The following is a 20,131-nucleotide window of genomic DNA, read 5'->3' as shown; positions in this document are numbered from 1 at the left end:
GACGACGGCAAATAGCGCAGTCAAGCTTCGATGACGAAGCTGCTGTATCGGCGCCATCAGCCGACCGCCAAGCAACGGATCTCCAAACTCTTGTGGAACTGCACTTCACTCTTCGAGTTCTTAAGCACATCGCTCGGTGCCTGCCGTCAGAAGGAGCGCGGAGAACGACATGAACCAGGAGAAATGGATCCACCTGTGCATAGACGTGCAGCGGATGTTCGCCGAGAACACCCCTTGGCACGTGGCGTGGATGCCCAAGGTGTTCGACCAAGTCGTCGAGGTTGCCGCTCGTTTTCCGGAGCGCACGATTTTCACGCGGTTCGTGCCGCCACCCGCCCCGGAGCAGATGCCCGGCATGTGGCGGGCCTATTACGAAAAATGGCCGATGATGACGACCACCCAACTGGACCCAGAACTCGTGGATCTGGTTCCGGACCTGAAGAGATTGGTCCCGCCCGGACGCATCTTCGACAAGGCCACCTATTCCCCCTGGACAAGCGGCCGGCTGCATCGCGCCCTCACTGATCAGGACATCGGGACGCTGGTCGTGACGGGAGGAGAGACGGACATCTGCGTCCTCGCCGCGACCCTCGGAGCCGTCGATCTCGGCTACAAGGTCGTTCTGCTGAAGGACGCGGTGTGCAGTACCACCGATGAAACGCACGATGCATCGCTCGAACTTCTGGGCAACCGCTTCTCGGTTCAAGTGAAGGTCGTGAACACCGAAGAATGGTTGTCGTCGGGCGGCGAAGTCTAGCTATCGGACTATGCCAAGTCGGGGCGAAACGAGGAGGCTGCACCTCCGTTCCTTCTGCAGCATCTTCCGACTAAACTGCAGTCATTGATGATAGGAGCGATCCGTGGCCAGCATGACGATACGCAATCTCGATGACGCGTTGATGCAAGGTTTAAGCTTCGCGCGGCGGCACATGGGCGGTCCATGGAGGATGAGGCTTGCGACATCCTGCGCGCTACGCTGTCGACCGTTGAAGAGCGTCCGCGGAGCCGATCTGGCGACCCGTAACCTCGGCGACTTCACCGTGACCTACCGCGCCCCCATCCTCAGCGCCCCGTCGAGGCGGATGACCTCGCCGTTCAGCATGTCGTTCTCGCAGATATGCCGCACCAGTGACGCATATTCGCCCGGCCGGCCGAGGCGCGGCGGGAAGGGCACGCTCTTGCCGAGCGAGTCCTGCACCTCCTGCGGCATGCCGGCCATCATTGGCGTTTCGAAGATCCCGGGCGCGATCGAGACGACGCGGATGCCGGAACGGGCGAGTTCCCGGGCGATCGGCAGCGTCATCGCCACGACGCCGCCCTTCGATGCCGCGTAAGCCGCCTGGCCGATCTGCCCGTCGAAAGCGGCAACCGAAGCGGTATTGACGATCACGCCGCGGCCGCCTTCGAGATCCGGCTCTTCCCTCGCGATCGCCGCGGCGGCAAGCCGGATCATGTTGAACGTGCCGATGAGATTGATGCTTATCGCGCGGGCGAAACTGTCGAGCCGGTGCGGCCCGTCGCGGCCGAGCACCTTTTCACCGGGCGCGATGCCGGCGCAGTTGATGAGCCCGTGCACATGCCCGAAGCCGTCGAGCGCCGCCTGCACCGCGGCGGCGCCGTCCGTCTCGCTCGTCACGTCGGTGCGCACGAAGCAGGCGCGGTCACCAAGTTCCGCGGCGATCGCGGCGCCTGCCTCCTCATTGACGTCGGCAATAACCGCCTGAGCGCCTTCGGCAACGAACATCCGCGCCACCGCCGCCCCAAGTCCGGAGCCGCCGCCGGTGACCAGGAAAACCTTGTCGAGGATCAGCATGGCCGCGCTCCGCCCCCTCGGTTAGCCGAGTTTGTCTGCATCCTCTTATCCTCCCGTCGCTTTGGCTGGTCATTCTCCGCCGGCCGAATCCTCTGCAGGGACTATAGCCAGACGCACCAGCGCAGGCGACCCCGAATGGGAGGATGCCTTTATGCCCCCGTGCGCGCCACCAGCGGCACGTAATTCTCAAGCTCCGGCGCCGGGAAATGCAGGGTCGCGCCGATTTCGGCCGAGCGGTAGAGCCCCATCAGGATCTCGACGACTGCAAGGCCGTCCTCGAAGGTTTCAAGCGGCTGGACGCCCTTGCGGAAACACTCGACCATGTGCCGGTTCTCGTCCGTATAGCCATAGACGCCGGCTTCATCCTCGAGCACCGGCATCAGCCCCTGTTCGGCGTTCTGCTTCTCGACAAGGTCCTCGCCCTCGGAGCCTTGGACCGCCCGCGACAGGAAGATCTTCAGCCCCGTGCCGAGCGAATTGTATTCCAGCGCATATTCGGGGCCAAGCAGCTCAAGCTGGATGCGTAATCCGGCGCCGACGTAGGCCCAGGAGGTTGTCGCCTCGATCATCAGCTCATTGCCCGCCTCGTCCTCGAGCGTCACGGTCGCCCGGGCGAAGTCCTCCGAGGGGCGGTTGCGGTAATCGACCTCGCTCCCGTATCGCTGCCGCAGCTGATCGGCATAGTTCGGTCGGGTCCATTTCAGGTTCGCGACGGTTCCGTTGACCGACTTCACTGTGAGGGAATTGCGCGGCGCGCCCGGCGCCGTCAGCAGATGGCGCGCCACCTCGACACTGTGGCACATCATGTCGGACAGCACGCCGCCGCCCTGCTTGTCGCCCTGCCAGAACCATGGCTCGTGCGGGCCCGAATGCTCTTCGGCGGCGCGCGCCAAATAGGGTCGGCCCGTTGTCGAAGCGGCGCGGCGCCAGATGATCTCCTTGCCGCGCAGCACCGGGGTGCAGAACACCTGGTTTTCGAGATAGCCGTGGTTAAGGCCGGCGTCCTCGGCGAGACGCAGCATCTCGCGGGCCTCGGCGACGGTGCGCGCCAGCGGCTTCTCGCAGGCGACCGCGAAGACGCGGCTGCGGCCCGCCTTAATCTCCGCGTGAAGCGCCCGCATCACCTCGAGCCGCGTATAGTTGGGCGAGAGGATCCAAATTGCATCGACATCCTCGGCCGAGAGGAGATGGTCGAGGCTCCCATGGGTGCGGCAGCTGCCGAGCTCCAGCGCCCTGACCTCCTCGGCGAAGCGCTCGCGGTTTTCGGCCTTGCGGCTGTAGACGCCGGTCACCTCCACATGGCGCACGCCGAGGAGCGATTGCAGATGGAAGCGGGCAATGAAGCCGGTTCCGACAAAGCCGACGCGCAGGGTCTCTTTCGGTAGTGTGGTCATTCTTCCCTCCCCAAATCGCTATGCGTGCGGCGGTGCCGTGCTGCCTCTGATATTGAGCGCCGTCGGCAGCACGATCGGTTCGCCGCCGTCGAGGCTACCGCCCGAAAGGATGCTGAGCAAAAGGCCCATCGCCGTGCGGCCGATCTCGGCACGCGGCTGTCCGACGGTCGTCAGCGGCGGATAGAAGGCCTTGCTCAGATAGAGATCGTCGAAACCGACGACCGAGACCTCGCCGGGCACGTCGCGCCCCATCCGCCTCAGTTCGTGGGCGGCGCCATAGGCCATTTCGTCATTGGCGACGAAGAGCGCCGTCGGCGGCTCCGGCAGGGCAAAAAGCGAGCGGCAGCAGTCCTGGCCGCTTTCGAGCAGAAAGTTGCCGCGCACCTCGTAGCCGTCCGGGATCGCGAGGCCGGCTTCGCGCATGGCAAGCCGGTAGCCCTCGCGGCGGTAGAGGCTCATCGGCTCGGGAACCGGCCCGCTGATATGGGCGATCCGCCGGTGCCCGAGGGAAATCAGATGCTCGACCGCCTCGCGCGCGGCCCCGACATTGTCGACCTGCACATGCGGCAGTCCCGAACCCTCGATCATTTCCAGCGCTACCACCACCGGCAGGTGGCTCCAGCTGCCCGTGCGATTTCCGCCCGGCGGCGGCAGCTTGCCGGTCATCAGGATCATGCCATCGGCATGGCCGTCGCGCAGCATGTCGAAATATTCGATCTCGCGCACCGGATCGTTCTCAGTATTGCCCATCAGCACTGCATAGCCGGCTTCGCGCGCCGTTGCCTCGACGCCTTTCAGGATGTCGAGATAGAAAGGGTTGCCGACGTCGCGCACGACAAGCAGCACCGCCATCGATTTGCGGGTCCTCAAATTGCGGGCGGTGACATTGGGGCGATAGTTGAGCTCGCGTGCCAGATCATGGATGCGCTGACGGGTCTTCGCCGTCACCAGCGCCGAGTCGGAAAGCGCGCGCGAGACCGTGGCGACCGACACTCCGGCCTTCTCGGCAATGTCCTTGATCTTCGGCCGGTCCCTCATACGCGCATCGCCCGGCCCCGGCCATAGAACATCATGAGGAGAAGAAGCGTCGCCCCGAACACCATCTGCCGGCCGGATTCGTCGATGTTCACGGTGGTGAGAATTCCCTGCAGGATGACGAGCAGGAAGGCGCCGGCCATGGTGCCGGTATAGCCGCCCTTGCCGCCGGCAAGCGAAGTGCCGCCGAAGACGACGGCGATGATCGAGGTCAGCGTGTATTGCTCGCCCACATTGGCGAAGGACGAGCCGGAATAGCCGAGCAGGCATAGCCCGGCGACGGCCGCGAACATGCCGGAAATCATGAAGAGCGCAACGCGCATCAGCCTCACTGGGACGCCGGCCATATAGGCCGCGTGCTCGTTGGAGCCGATCGCATAGATGCGATGGCCGAAGACGGTGCGGTTGAGCATGAAGGCCATTAGGATGCCGATCGCCACCCACAACCAGATGATCCCAGGCACACTGAGAAAAAGCGGCTGGGTGACGAAGCGCGACAGAGCGGGTGCGGCCTGACCGGAGGGAATGCCCATGCGGATGACGACGAGGAGACCCTGTAAAACGCCGAGCATTCCGAGGGTCATCACCAGCGGCGGGATGCGCAGCAGCGTGATGCCGAGGCCGTTCAGCAGCCCGAAGAAGGCGCCGGCCACCAGGCAGGCGGCGATCGCCGGTAGGATGCCGATATCGGCACCGTCCATTACGTTGCCGGCGATGATCGCCGACAGCGATACGACGCCGCCGACCGAGAGATCGATGCCCTCGCGCCCGCCGAGGATGACGACATTCTGGCCGGCCGCGACGATGCCGAGCAGCGAGGCGACGATCAGGAGCCGCAGGATCTGCGCCCCGCTGGCAAAGCCCGGAGACAAAAGTTCGCCGAGATAGAGGAGCAGGACGATCAGCGCGAGCGCGACGACGATTGGCCGGCGGAGGAAAGACATCACCCTGCTCATGGCCGCGACCTCCGTCCGGCAAGCACGCCGGCCATCAGGACGATGAGGATCGCCAGGCCCTGGACGAAATTCTGCCACTCCGAAGGCGTGCCCATGAAGAAGACCACCGAACTGATGAGGCCGATCGTCAGCGCGCCGAGGAGCGAGCCGACCACGGTCCCCCATCCGCCAGAAAGGGCGCTGCCACCGAGCACCACCGCGGCGACGCTGAAAAGCGTCATCTTGCCGCCGACCAACGGATCGCCGCTTGCCGTGTCGCCGGTGATGCAGAAGGCGGCAAGGGCGGAGAACAGGCCGCAGAGCAGATAGCCGCGGATCCGGATAGCCACCACCGGCAGTCCGGTCTGGTAGGCCGCCTGCCGGTCGTCGCCGACGGCGAGCAATTGCGTCGCAAGGCGCGTGCGGCTCAACACCGCAAGCAGCACGACCAGGCCCACGAGGATATAGAAGACGAAGGGCAGCCCGAGCAGCAGGCCGCCATAGGTGCGCCAGAAGATCGTCGGCGCCGGCGTGCCGGCGACCGGCAGGATGTAGAGCGCCAGGCCGGTAAAGAAGATGCTGGTCGCGAAGGTGGCGACGATCGCCTGGAGCCGCAGCGCCGCGACGACGAGCCCGTTGACAAGGCCGCAGGCAAGCCCCAGCAAGAGACCGATGGCAAGCGCCAGCAGCACCGCGCCGGCGCCTCCCCCCCAGCGCTCCATTAAAACGACGATCGCGACATTGACGAGCGACAGGATCGAGCCGGCGGAAAGATCGATGTCGCCGGCATAGACCACATAGGTCTGGGCGATCGCCAGCAGGATCAGCGCCATATAGGTGCTCAAAAGCCCGGTCAGTGAGCGGTAGCTGAGGCTGTTCGGCGAAAAGACGCCGTTCAAGGCAAGCAGCACCAGGACGATGGCGAGCGCCGGCAGGAAAGGATAGCGCTCGAGCAGTCTGCGCAGGCCGCCGGCGCGCCGATATGTCGAGCTGGTTGCGATCTCTGCCATCAGGCGGCCTCGTAAGCGGCTTGATAGAGGTTGTAGCGGGTGCGCTCCGGACCGGTGAGTTCCCGGCTGACCGAGCCGCCGTTGAAGACCAGGATGCGGTTGGCATTGCCGAGCAGCTCGGCATCCTCCGAGGAATAGAGGAGGATGCCGAGCCCCTCGGCCGCCAGTTGGCGGATCAGCGCGAAGAGATCGGCCTTGGCCGAGAGGTCGATGCCCTTGGTCGGATCGTCGAGCAGGAGCACGACCGGCCGGTCGATCAGCCAGCGGGCGATGATCACCTTCTGCTGATTGCCGCCGGAGAGCGAATTGATCGGATGGAAGAGGCTGGCAAATTTCGTATGCATGCTTTCGAGCGCCGGCGCGACCCGCTCGCTGAGCTTCGATGGCCTGGCGATCATCAGCCGGTCGCGCAGATAATGGATGGGCGTGACGTTTTCGATGATCGGCCGGCCACTGATGACGCCGTCGCGGCCGCGATCGCCGGAAACATAGGCGCAGCCGCGCCGGATGGCGTCGCGAGGACTTGCCGCATCGAAGCGGTCGCCGCCGATCAGGATTTCGCCCGACGAAATCGAGCCAGCGCCGAAGATCGCCCGGAGCAGCGCCGACTGGCCCTGGCCGTGCAGGCCGCCAAAGCCGAGGATTTCGCCGCGCGCCACTTCGAAGCTGATATTTCGGAAGCCGGCGCCGGAAAGATTGCGGACCGTGAGGGCCGCCCCGTCCTTGGCGTCGACGGCGGCCGGGGCCGAGGACTGCGAGGCCGGCATGTCGCCGGCGCCCCCGACCATGAGGCGGATAACCGTACCCGCATCGGTTTCATTGAGGTTGAGCGTGGTGATCGTCTCGCCGTCGCGGATGATCGTCACCCGGTCGCCGATCGCCTTGATTTCGTCCATGCGGTGCGAGATGAAGATGATGCCGCGGCCGCGCCGCTTCAGGTCGCGCAGGATTTCGAAGAAGCGCTCGACCTGGGCGCGGTCGAGCGCCGAGGTCGGCTCGTCGAAGATGACGAGCGGCGCCTCGCTGGCGAGCGCCTTCATGATCTCGACGAGCTGGCGCTGGTCGGGGCGAAGGTTGCCGACCAGCGCATCGGCGGAAAAGCCATCGCCGGAGACGCCGTCGAAGAGCGCTATGTAGCGCGCCGCCCGCTCTTTCAGCGCCGACCGATCGACGAAGAGCCCGGCCATGGCCGGCATCGCGGCAAGGCAGATATTCTCCTCGACGCTGCGGTGGGCGGCGAGGCTGAGCTCCTGATAGAAGATGCCGATCCCCTGCGCCCGGGCCGAACGCGGGCCGGTGATCGTCACCGGCGTGTCGTCGATCAGGATCCGGCCCTCGTCCGGCCGCACACTGCCGGCGATGATCTTGCAGAGCGTGCTCTTGCCCGAGCCGTTCGAACCCATCAGCACATGGACCTCGCCGGCCAGGACTTCGAGGTCGCCGCGGCGGAGCGCCAAGGTCGCGCCGTAAGCCTTGCTCACGCCGTTCAGTTTCAATTTCGACATGGACTGCGTCCGTTCCGATCCGGTGGTCGAGCACGGGCCAACAGAGCCCGCGCCTGACGTCGAAAGGCTTACTTGAAGAGCGCTTCCGCCTCTTCGATCGTCAGCGAGCTCGTATAGGAATAGTAGCCGGGCTTGCCTTCGAGCTGCTTTGCCGCCTCCTCGACATTCTTCGAGTCGATGAACGGGATCGGCAGATAGAGGGCGTTGCCGTATTGGCCGGCCTTGGCCGGTTCCTTCAGCTCCTTGCCCTGCAGCATCAGGACCGCCACATTCAGCGCGCTCGCCATGACGCCGGGCGGGTTGACGGTGGCGCCGGAGTTTAGCTTCTCCTTGATCCAGAGGTCTATGAAGTCCTTGCGGATCTCGCCGGTCGCGGCAATCTGGTCCTTTTTGCCGGCATCCATGATCGACTTCCAAGCGCCGGCCGCCATGCCGTCCTGCACCACCACGCCGTTGATGTCCGGATAGGTGGCGAGAATGTTCTGCATCGCCTGCTGACCCTGGGCCTGGTCCCAGTTGGCGTTCACTTCGTTGACGATCTGGATATCCGGAAACTCCTTGAAGACCGACTTATAGCCGGCGACGCGCATCTCGTTGGCGGGATGCCCGGCAACGCCGTTGATTGCCACCACCTTGCCCTTGCCGTCGAGCGTCTCGGCGAGCCACTTGGCGCCAGCGGCACCCCAGGCGGTTTGGTCGATGCCGACATAGATCGCATCGGGCGAGGAGACTTCCGCGTCCGTCGCGATCACCAGGATGCCGGCCTCCTTCGCCTGCGCGAAGATCGGATCGAAGGCCGTCGGGCTGTTCGGATTGACGATGATGGCATTGACGCCTTCGGCGATGAAGTTGCGAATATGGGCGATCTGCCCGGGCACGTCGACATTGGCGCTCTGCACCGAAACCTCGACGTCGACCCCCTTGTCCTTCCATTTCGCCGCGGCTTCCTTGGCCTCGTCGATCATCTGGGTGCGCCACTCGCTGCCGACCCAGCCGTTCGAAAGACCAATCTTGAAGGTTTCCGCATTGACCGCCGATGCGGAGACAACGAGGGATGCAACCGTGCCGAGCGCAAAAGCAATGAACTTCCTCATGAGATCCTCCCAAATCGTGCGAGCGTTATGAAGCCAGAAAATGTAATCGATTTCAATGGCGAGTATAAAGTTGAATCGCGACAGCCGCCGCAGGCGTCAGTGCCCGGGCGCCACGTGAATTTCCGCCGTTTCCTCAACACGACGCCGATTAGCTATCTGCGCCAGGTAGGCACGAGGGCACCCGCCGCAAAATCATCGAGCGGAGCCATCGGCGACGGTCGCCGAAATCGCACAACGCTGGGCTTCGTGCATCTCGGCCGGTTTTTCCAGGAGTACCGCGCCGCCTTCGCGTCTCGCCATTGTGCGATCTGGCCCCGCCCGGTGTGAGCGCAATGGCATTCCGCAAGGCAATGGCTTCAGGTTGAACTAAAAGCCGATCGGAGTGCCGCCCCCTCTGCCCTGCCGAGCATCTCCCCGCAAGGGGGAGATCGGGAAGCGGCGGCGCCTTTCTCGACACTCGGTGTTTTCGGAATTCGCAAGCTTTGATTGGGGCGGGGCTTCGCTTCTGTCCAATCTCCCTCCTTGTGGGGAAGATGCCCGGCAGGGCAGAGGGGGTGCCGTCGTCAGTCAATTCGATCCTGTTCCAGCGACGGGTTGCCCCGACCGCTATTTCCCCGCCAGCTCTGCCTCGGCCTGGGCGAAGAGCGCCTCGAAGCGCGGCATCGCCCGGGCAGGAACCTCGATCGCACGATAATTCTGCGGAAGCTCGACGTCTCCGACCTTGATCAGCATCACCATGCCCATGCCGTAGTCCGGCGAGCATTTGATGCCGTAGAATCCCGGCCGATCGAAGGTGACGACGATCTCCTCGTTGATCTGCCGTCCGGGAGCATGCAGTCGATCGTCGCGGCATTGTGGCTTTTGTTGGCGGCGATGTACTTGACGCTGTCGGCGGGCTGCAGCGCCAGGAAATCCGGTTCGAAGACCATCGAAACCTTTTCGCCGCGGTTCAGCATTGACCTCGCCGGTCTCGGCGCTGGCCATGGCGGGCATCGAGATCACGATCAGGGCGAAGAGCAGCGCCTGGTAAGATTGATCATGAAATCCTCTTCAGCATCGGCTTTCCGGTAGCCGGTAACCCGGGCGCGCGGTAACGGATATGACAGCGGCCCTCGCTTCGGTGCTCGACGTCGACGTCGACACCGAAGACGGTGCGGATCCGCTCTTCGGTGAGGACCTCGTACGGGCGTCCCAAGGCGGCGATGCGGCCGCCGCTCATCAGCGCGATCCGGTCGCAGAACGTGGCGGCATGGTTGAGATCGTGCAGTGCCGCGACCGCCGTCAGCTGCTGCTGGCGCACCAGGTGCAGGAGACCGATCTGATGGCCGACGTCGAGATGGTTGGTCGGCTCGTCGAGGAGGAGGATTTGCGGCTGCTGTGCCAGCGCCCGGGCGATGTGCAGGCGCTGCCGCTCGCCGCCCGACAGCGTGTGCCACATCCGCGCGGCGAGCTGCGCCATGCCGACATGGTGGATTGCCTCGTCGACGATGGCCTCATCCAGGGCCGACCACGGGCTGAACGGCCCGAGATGCGGCGTGCGGCCGAGTTCCACCGCCTGGCGCGCCGAGATGCGCTCGCCCGTTTCCGCCTGCTGCTCGACCAGCGCGATGCGCTTGGCGATCTCCTTCCGGCTCAGGCTGTCGACGCTCTCTCCGTCGAGCAGAACCCGGCCGATTCGCGGCCGCCTGAGGCCGGCCAGTAGCGCCATCAGGCTGGTCTTGCCGGAACCGTTCGGACCGACGATGCCGAGAAACTCGCCCGCGACGACGTCGAGCGAGACGTCCTCGAGGATCGAGGCGCCGCCGGCCGACCATGAGACGTTGCAAGCCGAAAGCGTCATCGAACCGTCCTGCGCTGGCTGAGAATGGCGGCGAAGGCGGGCGCGCCGACCAGCGCGGTGACGACGCCGATCGGCAGCACCTGCCCGGGAATGATGATGCGCGATACGATGTCGGCGGCGATCATGAACACCGCTCCCACCAAGGCGGAGACCGGCAGTAGCAGCCCGTGCCGGACGCCGACGATCATACGGGCGATATGGGGGATGACGAGGCCGACGAAGCCGATCGACCCGACCATGCTGACCATGGTCGCCGTCATCATCGCCGATACGCCGATCAGCACGGCATAGACCCGGCGAACCGGGATGCCGAGCGAGGCGGCGGATTCGGAGCCGAAGGTGAATGCGTCGAGGGCGCGTGCGTGCCAGAGACAGACAATGAGGCCGACCAGGGCAACAGGCACTGCGAGCCAGACATCCGGCCAGCGGACGCCGGAGAGATTGCCGAGCAGCCAGAACATGATTGCCCGCGCCTGTTCCGCATTCGCCGCCTTGGTGACGATCAAGGAAGTGAGCGCGTTGAAGAGCTGCGAGCCGGCGACGCCGGCCAGAACGATCGCGCCATGACCCCTGCCCGCCCGCACCGCCAGCAGGCTGACGAGCCCGAAGGCAAGTAGCGCCCCGCCGAAGGCGCCGACCGGCAGCGTCAACAGCCCGGCGCCGATGCCGAGGACGGCGACGCCGACAGCGCCGGTCGATGCGCCCGCGGAGATGCCGAGGATATAGGGGTCGGCCAGCGGATTGCGCAGCAGCGACTGCAGCACGACGCCGGAAAGCGCCAGCGCCGCACCGCAGCTGGCAGCAGCGATGGCGCGGCTCACCCGGTAGTTCCAGATGATGCCCTCGTCGAGCGCATCGACGCCGTAGCCGGCATCCCACAGGCGGTTGGCGACCGTCTTGGCCACCACGCTCATGGGTATGGCCGTCTCGCCGATCGCCGCACCCAGCCAGAGCGCGACGAACAGCACGACGAGCGCCAGCAGGCTGGCGCTCGTCCGGGACAGGGATGGTGCGCTGCCGATCACTTGTTCAGGCCGGATTTCTCGACGGCATCGGCAAGCACCTCGATGCCCTCGATGGTCCGGATCGTCGGGTTCATCGCCTGGGCGTCCATCTCGACCACATGGCCGTCCTTCACCGCAGGCATCAGGCTCGTGACCGGATCGGACTCGAGGAACTTGTGCTTGACGGCGACGTCGTCGGCGGGGAAACGACGGCGCTCCATCTTGCCCGCGACGATCAGCGTCGGGCCGGACTTGGCGATGGTTTCCCACCCCACCGTCGGCCATTCCTCTTCGCTGTCGATGACATTCCTGATGCCGAGCGAGCGCATGATGTAACCCGGCGCGCCGTTCTTGCCGGCGACATAGGGATCGATGTCGAGCTCGGCGCTCGAGAACCAGAACACTGCGGAAAGCTTGCCGTCCGCCGAAGCGATCTTCTTCTTCGCCGCTTCCTCACGCGTCTTCAGTTCGGCAACCAGCGTCTCGCCGCGCTCCTGGACGTTGAAGATCTGCGCGAGTTCGGTGATTTCCTGATAGATCAGGTCCATCGTGAACACCGAATGGCGAACGCCGTCGCCGCCGCCGGTATTGTCCTTGCCGACGCAATCGGCCGGCGACGTATAGACCGGTATTCCGAGCTCCTCGAACTGCTCCGGCTTGGCGACGATGCCCTCCGGGCCGACATGCCACTGGAACTGAGCGGTCACGAGATCCGGCTTCTTGGCGACGACGCTTTCGAAGCTCGGATCGTTGTCGGCGAGCCGTTCGACCTTGGCATTCACCTCCTCGTAGCCCTTGATGGCCGGCCCGATCCAAACGGCGGTGCCGACCATCCGATCCTGGAGGCCGAGCAGGTAAAGGATTTCGGTGCTGCTCTGGCCGATCGAGACGGCCCGTTCGGGCGCCTTCTGAAAGGTGACCTGACGGCCGCAATTGGTGAGCATCAGCGGATAGCTGGTTTCGGCGGCTTTCGCCTCCATGCCGATAGCCATAAGACCGGCGGCTGCGCACAGGATGCCGTGTTTCGATTTCGCAAACAGGATTTTCATAAGTCTATTTCCCGGATTCGATGAAACGGCCGAAAGGATGCGGCCGGTCGCGGCGCGAACGGACGGAGTCAGCCCGCCTGCCGACAGTTCGGCGGCGTCGCGGAACGGGAAAGACCAGAGGCAAGGCGCGGGTCGGCGCAAGGAGAGGTCATGCTGTGTCCTGTTCCGGGCATCCCCGCCCGTGATTGGAGTGAACGCATGACGGCAGGTCTCCTGGCTTGCGGATATCTGCCGTCCACCTGCCTTCCCGCGACAATTTCGCAGTGGCATGACGCTTCTCGCGTCACGAGGATGGGCGGCAATCCGCTTACAGTTGCGGGGGCAGCCACGGTCTTGGTCCCTGTTGGGTCGTCCGCACCGTGTTCCCTATTAATCCCCTTCGCTTCATCGTAGGGGAACCGTCGCTGGCTTCCTTAAGTCGTTGATCTTGACTGGTCAAGGCCAGTGCTGCCTACCAACATTTCGGCGATGCCTCCACACAGTGCGGACCCCGATGCCAAGGCCGCCGCTCCCTGGGCCGCCACAATCAGGTATAATCCCGAGCGATTTCAGGTCGGGAGGAAGGACGATGTCGATCGACGCGGAACTGCAAAAAGTCGAGGCCGGATACGCGATCGAATACCTGCAGGAGCATCCGGAAGCAGGCCTCTGCTGCGAGGACCGGCGCTGCTGGATTACGCCGAACGCTAACGAGACCGATCGGCAGGCGCTGCTTCTCGATGCGGCCGAGGCCGAGCGGCTCAAGGACGACCCTCGCCTGCGGCTCGTCTCGGGTATAGCCCATGCGGGCCGGTCTCTCTGGGTGGTTCGCATGATGACCTGACGATCCGCAGAAGACGATCAATCGCCTTGCGCGGGCCCCTGCGCAATGCCGTTGACGATCAGGCGGATGCAGCTGCGCATGAAGCCCGGCCTGTCCGGTCAGCCCGGCCATTCCGGTCAGCCCGGCCATTCGGGTCCCTGGCCGGTCTCAAGCGCCGCGGCGCCGAAGATCAGGTCCATGAGGATGCGCGCGGTGGGCAGCGGCTCGCCGATGTCGAGCAGTCCCCTCGCCCGGCCCTCTTCCAGCCATCGGGCAAACTCCTGCTGGCTGCGGTTCGCCTGCCGACAACAGCCGGCCGATCCCGAAAGACGCAGGAATGTAGGGATTTGTTAATGAATTGACAAAAATACAACCTTTCAATGATTTATGGCACCACAACGCGGGTTTCCTAATTCCGGCCACGCAGGGCTAGAGCCAAATCATGCGCAAACCGATGTGAGCGGCGGTCAGGGTGTGATAGTTCTGCGCTGCCGAGCCCGCCGACCGCCGCGGCAGAGATTGAAGCCAATTTGCTCGAGAGCCTCGCATGCCAGACATGACCTCGACACTGAGAATCCTTGAACCGCATCACGGCGTCTTTGCCTACTACGACGGCCGCATCGAGGGGCGGAGACTTCATGGCGCGGAGCCGAATTGGCTCGATGACGGTGCCTACTGCTTGGGGGTCGCCTCCTATGCGGTCTTTAATGCAGGCGAGGCGATCGTCTACGACACGCATATCTCGCTTGCCCATGCGCAAGCCATCAGGCGCCATCTCGAGGGGCTCGGCGCAAGGACCATCCGGGTCGTCCTCAGCCATTGGCACAATGACCATGTCGCCGGCAATGCGGTCTTTGCCGATTGCGAAATCATCGCGCTGAAGCTGACCGCCCATCTGCTTCATGCCAATCGCGATCAACTCGCCACACGCGTCCCGCCCATCAGCCCGCTCGTCATGCCCAATCGTCTCTTTGAAACGAGGCGGGACCTTGAGGTCGGAAGTCGCCGTGTCGAGCTCCACCATTTCGACATCCACAGCGCCGACGGGACCATCCTCTGGTTGCCGGACGAGAAAATTCTTCTGGCCGGCGATACGCTCGAAGACACCGTCACCTATGTTTCCGAAGCGGAGAACACCGAGAAACACATTCGCGAGCTCGCGCGCCTGGCGACCTGGCCGATCAATCGCATCCTGCCGAACCACGGCGATCCGGATCGGATCGCGGCAGGCGGATATGAAGCGTGGCTCATCGACGCCAACCGGCGCTACCTCGAGCAGTTGATGCAGGCGGTCAAACAGGGCCGAGCCGCATCCCTCAAGGACTTTATCGCCGAGGACCTGGCAACGGGGGCCGTCTCGTATTTCGAGCCCTATGAGGCCGTGCATCGGAAGAACATCGCCGCCCTCTCCGCGCTATGAGCTTGTCCACCGCCTCGACCGTGGTTTACGGGCATCGCTTGCCGTGAGCTTCGATCACTTCTGGCGTGGCTGCGAGAGCTCCTTGCCGGCAGAGACCCACTGTCCGTTTCGCTTGAGCATCACTGCCTCCAAGAGAGTCCGCGCCGCGTTGCGGACCTCTTCCTGCACCGCCTCGTCGGCATCGAGCTCCGCATGGCTCAGCGCATAGGGCTTCCAATAGCCGATATAGCGATCCAGTTCCGCCAAGGCGCCAGCCGGTTCGAGATGCATGTAGCAGAGCCAGTCCGACAGGCTGCGCCGAACGTTCTCGACCCCTTCCACGTCTCCATGCACGATGACGGAAAAGAGCCGCCCGGCAAGATGCCGCGGATAGCTCCAGCCCTCGAGTTCGAGTGCCTTGGCAAGTGCAGCATCCTTGCCCTTCGTCAAGGTCGGATCGGCATTGCCGCCATCGGCGCAGACGAGCCGGTCCATCATCAGCTTGATCGGGGAGCTCACCTGATACCAGTTGACCGGCGTGACGATCATGATGCCATGCGCCTCGACCCACATCGGATAGATCTCGTTCATCCAGTCGTCGACCTGGCCGAGCGAATAGTTGGGGTAGCAGGAACACGGCCAATGGCACAGAGCCGGCGAGGTGGAAAAGCAGGCCTTGCACGGATGAATCACGCGACCATATTCGGAAGCGAGGCGATGCAGTTCGAGAACGGTCGTCTTCACCCCGTCCGTTCGGTCCAAAGCGTCCTGCGCGATCCGCGTCAGTCTATAGGACTTCGACATCTCGCCCGGACAGGTGTGCTCGCTGCGCGACGAGCCGCTGATCAACAGGATACGCGCCGGCCCGTCCGGGTCGTCGTGGCGCATCTGCGCCGCATGTATCGCATCGCGCGCGGCGAGCCAATCGACCGACAGTTCGTAGTTCGGATCCTTGAAGGCGGCTCCGGCCTTGCGGGTACGCGGCGCCTTTCGCTGATGCTCGTAGGCATCCCATGCCGCGGCAGCGATCCTGTCCAGTTCCGGGCGAAGCGCGTCGAAGGCCTTGTCCTGGAACCGGTTGAGAAAGCGGCGGCGAAATTCGCTCTCCAGGAGCCTCGGGCTTGGCGTGCCCTTGCGCGGCTCAATCATCGTCGGTTTTGTCTCAGGGCTTTTCGTCATGGCGCACGTCCAGCTGCGGTTCGTTCTCTTTATACCTGCAATCTGTAATCGAGCTCGGCAACGATTGTTCCGGGCAGTAAGGTACTGCCCGGATATTCAGGTTGATGGATCACGGAGCACGCCGCTCTAGAGACGCGCCTCAAGGATCAGGTTGAACGGCGTTTCCAGCGCGCGCCTGAAGCGGCTGAAGCCGGCCTTGCGGAACACGTCCTCAAGGCGCGCTTCGCCGGCCTGGGCGCCGAGCACCAGGCGGCCGCCGTCGGCGATCGCATGGGCGCAGCAGATCGTCGTCGAGGCGGCATAGTAGATTCGCGCCACCGGCGAGACATTGTCCTCGACCCGGTCCTTGGCGAAGGGCTCGACCAGCATCACGGTGCCGCCCGGTGCGATGGCTTTCGCGGCATGCGAGGCCGCGGCGACCGGATCGCCCATATCGTGCAGGCAATCAAAGAAGCAGATGAGATCGTAGCCGGTAGCCGGGTAATCGTCGGCGCAGGCGGTCGCAAAGCTTGTCCGCTCGGCAACGCCTGCCAACGCCGCGATCTTCCAGGCCTCCGCCACCGAATCCAGGTGGTTGTCGAAACCGCGGAACTCGGAGGCCGGGAACGCCTCGGCCATCAGCACCGTCGAGTGGCCGTGGCCGCAGCCAACATCGGCGACGCGTGCGCCGGCTTTGAGCTTCTCGACGACGCCGTCGAGCGCCGGCAGCCATTCGGAAACCAGGCTCGCCTTGTAGGCATTGCGGTAGAAGGCCGCGACCCCGCAGAAGAGCTTCCCGTCATGGTCGCCCCAGGCAATGCCCCTGCCGGTTCGGAAGGCCTCGAGCGCCTTCTCCTCGTCCGTCCACATGGACGCTGGCACCGCCCAGGCGTTCGGGATGAAGTAGGGACTGTCCTCGTCGGCCAGCACAAGCGCCTGCTCCGGCGCCAGCTCATAGGTATCACTCACCGCATGATAGCCGACATAGCCGCCGGCAAGCTGCGAGCCCAGCCATTCGCGCACATAGCGCTCGGCGCAGCCGGCGCGGCCCGCGAGCTCCCGCGAGGTGAGCGGGCCGGCTTCCGCCATCGCCTTGTATAGGCCGAGCCGGTGGCCGAGACTCACCATCACGCCGCCATAGCCAGCCGAGAGGTCGCCGATCGCGCGGGCGACGAACGCGTCGAGCTTGGCGGCGTCCACGCTTCCTTTCCGGGTCTGTTGCATATTCGTCTCTCCTCCATGGGCGCCGATGAATTTCGGCGATGGTCGAGGATCGCAGCAATCGCGGTTGAGCGGCAGAGCCGATCGGTCCACAATCGGGCCGTTTGCGCCACAGGCCGTCTGTTTGCGCGTCGTCGTTAACCAACCGGGGAATTCGAGATGCCAGGCCAGAGAGCCGAGACCGGCACGCAGCCCATCCACGTCAGCCTCGTCGCCATCCCCGAGGCGGTGGTCTCGACGCTGACCGGCATCTTTGACGTTATGAACGCCTTCGCTGTGATGGCGCCGCTCGGCCATGCACCGCTCGACCCGCCGCCCTTCCGGGTCGAGATCGTCGGACTGGAGCAGGGACCGCTGCAGCTCGCCAGCCACGTGCCGATTTCCGTCCAGCGCAGCGTCGCCTCGCTCGTGGCGACTGATATCGTCATTGTCCCCTCGGTCCTGCTCGGACCGGAAGGCTGGAAAAAGGGCCTGCACACAGAGCTGGTCGACTGGCTCCAGGCGATGCACCGGCGCGGCGCGCTTCTCTGCTCCGCCTGCTCCGGCATCTTTCTGCTCGCCGAAACCGGGCTCTTCGACGGCGTCGACGCAACGGTGCATTTCGGCTACGCACGCGCCTTCGAGTCTGCCTTTCCCAGGGTGCCGATTCGGCCCGAACAGGTGCTGGTCGTCTCCGGCAAACGCGAGGAACTGATCAGCTCGGGCGCCTCGATGACCTGGCACGATCTGGTACTCTATCTGATCGCCCGCCATGCCGGCGCGACCGCAGCGCAGGCCGTTGCGCGGCTCTTCGCGCTGCAATGGCACCAAGACGGGCTCGCCCCCTATATGACCTTCGAGGGACGCAAGGACCATCACGATCTCGCCATCAGCGCCGCGCAGGATTGGCTTGCCACGCATTTCCCGGTCGCCAATCCGCTGGAAGAGATGATCCGCCTCACCGGGCTGAGCGAGCGCACCTTCAAGCGCAGGTTCACCGGCGCGACGGGCTTGAGCCCGATCTCCTATGTGCAGCGGCTGAGGATCGAGGAAGCCAAGCGCCGGCTCGAGCGGACGGAGGCCCCGGTCGACGAGATCAGCTGGCAGGTGGGCTATGAGGAACCGGCCTTCTTCCGCCGTCTTTTCAAGCGGCTGACGGGGGTGACGCCGGGAAGCTATCGCCGCCGCTTCAAGATCCCGGAATTCGCGCAGCCGCGCCGGGAGAGCTGAGGCGCATCGGACTCCTGAGCTTGCATGAAGCCCTTGCCCGCATCTTCTCGTTGACCTCGACCGCAGCAGCCGCCACAAAAGTGTCGACGCATGAAAACGAGGCAATCATGGACAGAACGACCTTCTCACCGGATCTCGTCTGCCGGCCCTATCGCCAGCTGGCCCGCAATGCGCGCCTTGCCAATGCGCGCCTCGACCGCGCCTGCATGGCACTGCAGCCCGGCGAATGGGAGGCGGCGCGGACCTCCTTCTTTCCTTCGCTGAAGGAAACCATGGTGCACCTCCTGAATGCCGATCGCTACTATATCGACACGCTGCGGGGCGATCTGGCGGGCCCGCCGAACCCGCCCGGCAGCCGCGCCACCCCCGCCGAATTCGCGGCCGAGCGGGCGGAGGTCGACGACTGGCTGGTCGATTTCTGCGAGACGCTGACCCTCGAGGTACTGTCGCGGAAGATAAGTATCCCTTGGCCGGACCGGACGCTGACCGAGACCGTCGCCGACACCCTGCTGCACGTCTTCCTGCACGGCCAGCACCATCGCGGCCAAATCCATTCGATGCTCTCCGGCACCAGCGTTCCGCCGCCGCAGATCGACGAATTCATCCTGGCGGACAATGCTGAAGCGCGGGTGGAGGACCTCGCCGCGCTGGACTGGAGCGAGACCCTACTGATGCGATAGGCTGACCGCCCGGTTTGCTGCACCGACATTGCCACCAGCACGAGAGATATGAGAATGGCGACCGTAATCCTCTTCCATTCTGCCTACGGTCTGCGCCCGCTCGAGCGCGATGCTGCCGAGCGCCTGGCCGCGGCCGGTCACCAGGTGGTAACGCCGGATCTTTACGATGGCCGCGTTGCCGGCTCGATCGGCGAGGCTGTCGCCCTGAGGGACGGGATCGGCTGGCGAACGCTTTTCGAGCGAGCCGAACGGGCAGTCGCCGACCTGCCGGCAACGGCAGTGCTCGGCGGATTTTCTATGGGCGCAGCCGTCGCCGCAACCCTCTGGGCAAAGCGTCCCAAAACCGCCGGACTGCTCTTCCTGCACAGCATCGCCGAACTCCCCGCCAATGCCCGAACCGGCGTGCCTTTGCAGCTGCACCTTGCCGATCCGGACCCCTTCGAGCCGGCCGAGGAGGTTGCTGCCTGGAGGGCTGCCGCGGCAGAAACGCCGATCGCCCTCGAAATCTTCACCTATCCCGGTGCCGGCCATATCTACACCGACCCCACCCTCGCTGACCACGACGCCGTGGCCGCAAGACTGACATGGGATCGTGTCGAGCGTTTCCTCGCCCGCTTGTAGGATCGCGATCAACGCGAGTGCCCTTTGGGCCAGAGAGATGGCAGATACTGCCAATGACTGCGTCCGGCCTGAAGCTGTCGTACTTTGCGCCAGAGGCAGCAAGATCCGGCAAGGTCATTCCGAGCTGAGTCATGTTTACAATACGTTCGATCGCAGCAGGATGTTGATCGGCTCTTATCCTGCCCCTATCGGTGGGTCGCCCGCGCACGGAGAACGTCCAGCGAACGCCTGATTCCGTCTTTAAGGCTAACTTGCGGCGCGAGCCCGAAGTGCCGTTGAAGCTCGGTGTCCCCGCACCGGAAAAACACCCCTTCGGGACGACTGGTTGTTCCGACGATTTTCGGCGACCAGCCGAGCTCTTC

Annotated in this window: 17 protein-coding genes, 3 pseudogenes and 1 riboswitch; of the genes and pseudogenes, 7 read left to right on the top strand and 13 right to left on the bottom strand. The window is 64.5% G+C overall.

Going from position 1 to position 20,131, the window contains the following annotated elements; all coding sequences use genetic code 11:
* Positions 1–169: 169 nt before the first annotated feature.
* Together CO664_RS26165 and CO664_RS31375 are read left to right on the top strand one after the other, a co-directional pair.
* Positions 170–757 carry an isochorismatase family cysteine hydrolase gene (locus CO664_RS26165; RefSeq protein WP_037421540.1) on the top strand — a complete coding sequence of 196 codons (588 nt, stop codon included), beginning with the start codon at positions 170–172 and terminating at the stop codon, positions 755–757.
* A gap of 103 nt (positions 758–860) precedes the next feature.
* Positions 861–997 (top strand): annotated as a pseudogene (locus CO664_RS31375) (plasmid stabilization protein); the annotation flags it as partial.
* Positions 998–1,045: 48 nt separating this feature from the next.
* On the opposite strand, the gene CO664_RS26155 reads toward CO664_RS31375, so the two are convergent.
* The 11 genes and pseudogenes from CO664_RS26155 to CO664_RS30875 form a co-directional block, all read right to left on the bottom strand.
* Positions 1,046–1,813: a 3-hydroxyacyl-CoA dehydrogenase gene (locus CO664_RS26155; protein WP_097540319.1), complete on the bottom strand. Its 768-nt coding sequence runs from the start codon at positions 1,811–1,813 to the stop codon at positions 1,046–1,048.
* Between the two features lie 149 nt (positions 1,814–1,962).
* Complete coding sequence (locus tag CO664_RS26150; RefSeq protein ID WP_097540318.1) at positions 1,963–3,207, bottom strand: Gfo/Idh/MocA family oxidoreductase; 1,245 nt, start codon at positions 3,205–3,207, stop codon at positions 1,963–1,965.
* Positions 3,208–3,225: 18 nt separating this feature from the next.
* Positions 3,226–4,245: a LacI family DNA-binding transcriptional regulator gene (locus CO664_RS26145; RefSeq protein ID WP_097526988.1), complete on the bottom strand. Its 1,020-nt coding sequence runs from the start codon at positions 4,243–4,245 to the stop codon at positions 3,226–3,228.
* Complete coding sequence (locus CO664_RS26140; protein ID WP_097526987.1) at positions 4,242–5,198, bottom strand: ABC transporter permease; 957 nt, start codon at positions 5,196–5,198, stop codon at positions 4,242–4,244. The genes CO664_RS26145 and CO664_RS26140 overlap by 4 nt, the downstream gene beginning before the upstream one ends.
* Complete coding sequence (locus CO664_RS26135) at positions 5,195–6,187, bottom strand: ABC transporter permease (protein ID WP_097526986.1); 993 nt, start codon at positions 6,185–6,187, stop codon at positions 5,195–5,197. Before CO664_RS26135 ends, CO664_RS26140 begins: the two co-directional genes overlap by 4 nt.
* Positions 6,187–7,692 carry a sugar ABC transporter ATP-binding protein gene (locus tag CO664_RS26130; protein ID WP_097526985.1) on the bottom strand — a complete coding sequence of 502 codons (1,506 nt, stop codon included), beginning with the start codon at positions 7,690–7,692 and terminating at the stop codon, positions 6,187–6,189. The genes CO664_RS26135 and CO664_RS26130 overlap by 1 nt, the downstream gene beginning before the upstream one ends.
* Positions 7,693–7,760: 68 nt before the next feature.
* Complete coding sequence (locus CO664_RS26125; RefSeq protein ID WP_097540317.1) at positions 7,761–8,786, bottom strand: ABC transporter substrate-binding protein; 1,026 nt, start codon at positions 8,784–8,786, stop codon at positions 7,761–7,763.
* A 606-nt stretch (positions 8,787–9,392) separates the two neighbouring features.
* Positions 9,393–9,779 (bottom strand): annotated as a pseudogene (locus CO664_RS26110) (plastocyanin/azurin family copper-binding protein).
* A gap of 43 nt (positions 9,780–9,822) precedes the next feature.
* Entirely contained in the window at positions 9,823–10,626 is an 804-nt protein-coding gene (locus CO664_RS26105; RefSeq protein ID WP_097540315.1) for an ABC transporter ATP-binding protein, read from the bottom strand.
* A complete protein-coding gene (locus CO664_RS26100) occupies positions 10,623–11,651 on the bottom strand; it encodes an iron ABC transporter permease (protein ID WP_176536680.1) in 1,029 nt (342 codons plus the stop codon). The genes CO664_RS26105 and CO664_RS26100 overlap by 4 nt, the downstream gene beginning before the upstream one ends.
* Positions 11,648–12,598: pseudogene (locus tag CO664_RS30875) on the bottom strand (ABC transporter substrate-binding protein); the annotation flags it as partial. The pseudogene CO664_RS30875 and the gene CO664_RS26100, both read right to left, overlap by 4 nt.
* A gap of 266 nt (positions 12,599–12,864) precedes the next feature.
* A riboswitch (cobalamin riboswitch) is annotated at positions 12,865–13,097 on the bottom strand.
* A 150-nt stretch (positions 13,098–13,247) separates the two neighbouring features.
* On the opposite strand from CO664_RS30875, the gene CO664_RS26090 reads away from it, so the two are divergent.
* Together CO664_RS26090 and CO664_RS26085 are read left to right on the top strand one after the other, a co-directional pair.
* Positions 13,248–13,502, top strand: a complete 255-nt coding sequence (locus CO664_RS26090; RefSeq protein ID WP_097540312.1) for a hypothetical protein — start codon at positions 13,248–13,250, stop codon at positions 13,500–13,502.
* A gap of 526 nt (positions 13,503–14,028) precedes the next feature.
* On the top strand, positions 14,029–14,901 hold the full coding sequence (locus CO664_RS26085; RefSeq protein WP_097540311.1) for an MBL fold metallo-hydrolase: 873 nt from the start codon (positions 14,029–14,031) through the stop codon (positions 14,899–14,901).
* A 54-nt stretch (positions 14,902–14,955) separates the two neighbouring features.
* Here CO664_RS26085 and CO664_RS26080 read toward each other — a convergent pair whose 3' ends face one another.
* Both CO664_RS26080 and CO664_RS26075 read right to left on the bottom strand, forming a co-directional pair.
* Positions 14,956–16,029: a flavodoxin family protein gene (locus CO664_RS26080; RefSeq protein ID WP_234820012.1), complete on the bottom strand. Its 1,074-nt coding sequence runs from the start codon at positions 16,027–16,029 to the stop codon at positions 14,956–14,958.
* A gap of 156 nt (positions 16,030–16,185) precedes the next feature.
* On the bottom strand, positions 16,186–17,262 hold the full coding sequence (locus CO664_RS26075; protein ID WP_037421498.1) for a class I SAM-dependent methyltransferase: 1,077 nt from the start codon (positions 17,260–17,262) through the stop codon (positions 16,186–16,188).
* Between the two features lie 156 nt (positions 17,263–17,418).
* Between CO664_RS26075 and CO664_RS26070 the strand changes: the two genes are divergently transcribed.
* The 3 genes from CO664_RS26070 (at position 17,419) to CO664_RS26060 (ending at position 19,769) form a co-directional block, all read left to right on the top strand.
* A complete protein-coding gene (locus CO664_RS26070; RefSeq protein WP_097526977.1) occupies positions 17,419–18,468 on the top strand; it encodes a helix-turn-helix domain-containing protein in 1,050 nt (349 codons plus the stop codon).
* Between the two features lie 107 nt (positions 18,469–18,575).
* Positions 18,576–19,148: a DinB family protein gene (locus CO664_RS26065; protein ID WP_097527036.1), complete on the top strand. Its 573-nt coding sequence runs from the start codon at positions 18,576–18,578 to the stop codon at positions 19,146–19,148.
* A gap of 27 nt (positions 19,149–19,175) precedes the next feature.
* Entirely contained in the window at positions 19,176–19,769 is a 594-nt protein-coding gene (locus tag CO664_RS26060; protein WP_272939083.1) for a dienelactone hydrolase family protein, read from the top strand.
* Positions 19,770–20,131 lie beyond the last annotated feature (362 nt).

The sequence above is a fragment of the Sinorhizobium sp. NG07B genome (genome assembly GCF_002532005.1).
In the GTDB taxonomy this organism is placed as follows: domain Bacteria; phylum Pseudomonadota; class Alphaproteobacteria; order Rhizobiales; family Rhizobiaceae; genus Sinorhizobium; species Sinorhizobium fredii_C.
Note: the sequence above shows the minus strand (reverse complement) of the source record. Positions and strands in the feature narration are given on the sequence as shown.

Bases quoted from the DNA above. Each gene is read 5' to 3' on its own strand.
- CO664_RS26165 (WP_037421540.1), top strand. From the start codon at position 170: ATGAACCAGGAGAAATGGATCCACCTGTGCATAGACGTGCAGCGGATG.
- CO664_RS26155 (WP_097540319.1), bottom strand. From the start codon at position 1,813: ATGCTGATCCTCGACAAGGTTTTCCTGGTCACCGGCGGCGGCTCCGGA.
- CO664_RS26150 (WP_097540318.1), bottom strand. From the start codon at position 3,207: ATGACCACACTACCGAAAGAGACCCTGCGCGTCGGCTTTGTCGGAACC.
- CO664_RS26145 (WP_097526988.1), bottom strand. From the start codon at position 4,245: ATGAGGGACCGGCCGAAGATCAAGGACATTGCCGAGAAGGCCGGAGTG.
- CO664_RS26140 (WP_097526987.1), bottom strand. From the start codon at position 5,198: ATGAGCAGGGTGATGTCTTTCCTCCGCCGGCCAATCGTCGTCGCGCTC.
- CO664_RS26135 (WP_097526986.1), bottom strand. From the start codon at position 6,187: ATGGCAGAGATCGCAACCAGCTCGACATATCGGCGCGCCGGCGGCCTG.
- CO664_RS26130 (WP_097526985.1), bottom strand. From the start codon at position 7,692: ATGTCGAAATTGAAACTGAACGGCGTGAGCAAGGCTTACGGCGCGACC.
- CO664_RS26125 (WP_097540317.1), bottom strand. From the start codon at position 8,786: ATGAGGAAGTTCATTGCTTTTGCGCTCGGCACGGTTGCATCCCTCGTT.
- CO664_RS26105 (WP_097540315.1), bottom strand. From the start codon at position 10,626: ATGACGCTTTCGGCTTGCAACGTCTCATGGTCGGCCGGCGGCGCCTCG.
- CO664_RS26090 (WP_097540312.1), top strand. From the start codon at position 13,248: ATGTCGATCGACGCGGAACTGCAAAAAGTCGAGGCCGGATACGCGATC.
- CO664_RS26085 (WP_097540311.1), top strand. From the start codon at position 14,029: ATGCCAGACATGACCTCGACACTGAGAATCCTTGAACCGCATCACGGC.
- CO664_RS26080 (WP_234820012.1), bottom strand. From the start codon at position 16,029: ATGATTGAGCCGCGCAAGGGCACGCCAAGCCCGAGGCTCCTGGAGAGC.
- CO664_RS26075 (WP_037421498.1), bottom strand. From the start codon at position 17,262: ATGCAACAGACCCGGAAAGGAAGCGTGGACGCCGCCAAGCTCGACGCG.
- CO664_RS26070 (WP_097526977.1), top strand. From the start codon at position 17,419: ATGCCAGGCCAGAGAGCCGAGACCGGCACGCAGCCCATCCACGTCAGC.
- CO664_RS26065 (WP_097527036.1), top strand. From the start codon at position 18,576: ATGGACAGAACGACCTTCTCACCGGATCTCGTCTGCCGGCCCTATCGC.